The organism is Saccharopolyspora sp. NPDC050389 (assembly GCF_040655595.1).
Lineage (GTDB): Bacteria > Actinomycetota > Actinomycetes > Mycobacteriales > Pseudonocardiaceae > Saccharopolyspora.
Map to the genome: position 1 here is coordinate 1 of NZ_JBFAKG010000215.1, position 1,984 is coordinate 1,984.

Consider the following 1,984-nt stretch of genomic DNA (forward strand, 5'->3'; position numbering starts at 1 on the left):
GGCGGTCAGGGAGTTCTGGTTGTCAGGGACCGGTGCACCGGCCACCGTGGTCAACGGTTTCTGGTTGTTCTCGGGCAAAACTCGCTCCTCGGTGGTGGGATGTTTCTTGGCTCACTCGGCACGGGAGAGACAGTCGGGGCAGATGCCCCAGAAGGTCACCTCGGCCTCGTCGAGCACGAATCCGTGCGGGTCCTCGGTGTGGAGGCAGGGAGCCTCGCCCACCGCGCAGTTGACGTCGGCGATGGCACCGCAATTGCGGCACACCAGATGGTGGTGGTTGTCGCCCACGCGCGTCTCGAACCGGGCGGGCGAACCGGCCGGCTCGATGCGACGGACCAAGCCCGCCTCGGTCAGCGCGCGCAGGACGTCGTAGACCGCCTGGGTCGACACCGAGCCAAGCTCGCGACGGACGGCCGTCGCGATGGTGTCGGTGTCCGCGTGGGGATTGTCCGAGACCATCGTGAGCACGGCAACCCGCGGACGGGTCACCCGCAGCGACGCCCCCTTCAGGAGGGCGGCGGCATCGATGGACGGCATGCCCCAATATCTACCAGCTTTTCTGGAACGAATCAAATAAAGACCCGCGCGGCGCACCTCCGGCAGCTGAGAAGAACGCCACGCACGAGCCTCACACCAGGCACGACCTGGCCAAACGGACCGAATATGACCGAAGATCATGATGACCCGTGCGAGTTACGGAGGGCTGACGAGTGGGTGTCTACGTGTCGATCAGAGGCTGGCTGGAGTGCGACCAGCAGCAGCTCGCCGCCATCCGGGAGATCATCTCCGCGCACGACGACGACCACTACTCCCACGGCTGGGGCCTGCCCCGGCGGCACTTCAACTGGACCTGCTACGCCTTCTACGGCGGCGACGTCCGAGAGCTCGCGGTGAGCTGGCTGCTCGACCAGCTCACCGAGATCGCCCGTGTCCCCGCCTCCGACGAGGACGGCGACCGAGTCCGGGGCCTGTTCGTCGCGAGCCACGAGATCGACGGCACCAGCGAATGGCAGATCCGCGAAGGCCGAGTCCTGATCTCGCCCGCCGACGACCGGTACCGGTACCTCGATGACTAGGCGACACCAGCCGCCTCCAAGGCACGACGCCGCGAACGAACACGGCACGCCCCGGGAGTACGGCCATGACCGACTCGGCTTCCGGGTCTGATCTGGTCGTCGCGGTTGAGGTCTACACGCCCGTCGCCGGCCAGGTGACCGCGCCCCAGCCGTCGAGCCGCACGTCGGCCCGCCGAGCGGTGCCCTCGGCCTGGTAGACCGCGCGCTCGGCAGCCATCCAGGCGCGCCAGTGGCTGCGCGCGTCGTCGCCGTCACGCTCGATGCCGCGAGTGAGGCGCTCCGCGTCCTCCGCCTCGACCCACACCAGGAACGTCGTGAGGTCGGCGAAGCGCCGCGCTCCCGCTCCGCAGCCCTCGACGACGAGGTAGGGAGCGCGTGGAACGTCGTGCCACTCGGCGAACGCACCGACGTGCCAGTCGTACCGCTGGTACCGGCCGTCCCGACCAGCGGCGAGCGGATCAAGAACCTGAGCGCCGAGCCGTTCAACGCCACCGGCCATCCCGCTCCACCCCTCGTACAGATCATCCATGTGCACGACCTGCGCGGGCAGTGCCTCCGCGAGCTGAGCGGCGAGCGTCGTCTTGCCAGAACCGGCAGGCCCATCGACAACTACGAGCCGCCCCTGCTCACCGTGAGGACCGAGCCGAGGAGAGCCGTCGCGCACCCGCCGAACGAGCCCGGCCAGCGCAACAGACCCAACACTCATCAGAACCCCAACCGAAAGCGCACCGAACCAAACCACCGGAGTATCGCGGTCCGGGTCTTCCGCTCGTCACGGGCCGTGAGTCTTTTGGGCTGCTATAGCGACCCAAAAGACTCACGGCCCCCCCCCAGCGCAAAAAACCCGCCAGGAGAGCCCCGGCCTCATAGATAAGGCCGCGGGTAAAAAGGAAGAAATATCGGTGAGG

The 1,984-nt window shown here is 67.6% G+C and carries 3 protein-coding genes; 1 reads left to right on the forward strand and 2 read right to left on the reverse strand.

The features are described from left to right. Positions 1-111 precede the first annotated feature (111 nt). Entirely contained in the window at positions 112-537 is a 426-nt protein-coding gene (locus tag AB0I53_RS49500) for a Fur family transcriptional regulator (RefSeq protein WP_358618175.1), read from the reverse strand. A 185-nt stretch (positions 538-722) separates the two neighbouring features. Here AB0I53_RS49500 and AB0I53_RS49505 point away from each other — a divergent pair, with 185 nt between their 5' ends. Then, on the forward strand, positions 723-1,076 hold the full coding sequence (locus tag AB0I53_RS49505) for a hypothetical protein (protein WP_358618177.1): 354 nt from the start codon (positions 723-725) through the stop codon (positions 1,074-1,076). A 112-nt stretch (positions 1,077-1,188) separates the two neighbouring features. On the opposite strand, the gene AB0I53_RS49510 is transcribed toward AB0I53_RS49505, so the two are convergent. Then, the gene (locus AB0I53_RS49510; protein WP_358618180.1) at positions 1,189-1,782 is read right to left on the reverse strand and encodes an AAA family ATPase; all 594 of its coding nucleotides are present in this window, start codon (positions 1,780-1,782) and stop codon (positions 1,189-1,191) included. Positions 1,783-1,984 lie beyond the last annotated feature (202 nt).

Excerpts from the sequence above, each read along its gene's own strand:
- AB0I53_RS49510 (WP_358618180.1), bottom strand. The coding sequence starts at position 1,782 with ATGAGTGTTGGGTCTGTTGCGCTGGCCGGGCTCGTTCGGCGGGTGCGC.
- AB0I53_RS49500 (WP_358618175.1), bottom strand. The coding sequence starts at position 537 with ATGCCGTCCATCGATGCCGCCGCCCTCCTGAAGGGGGCGTCGCTGCGG.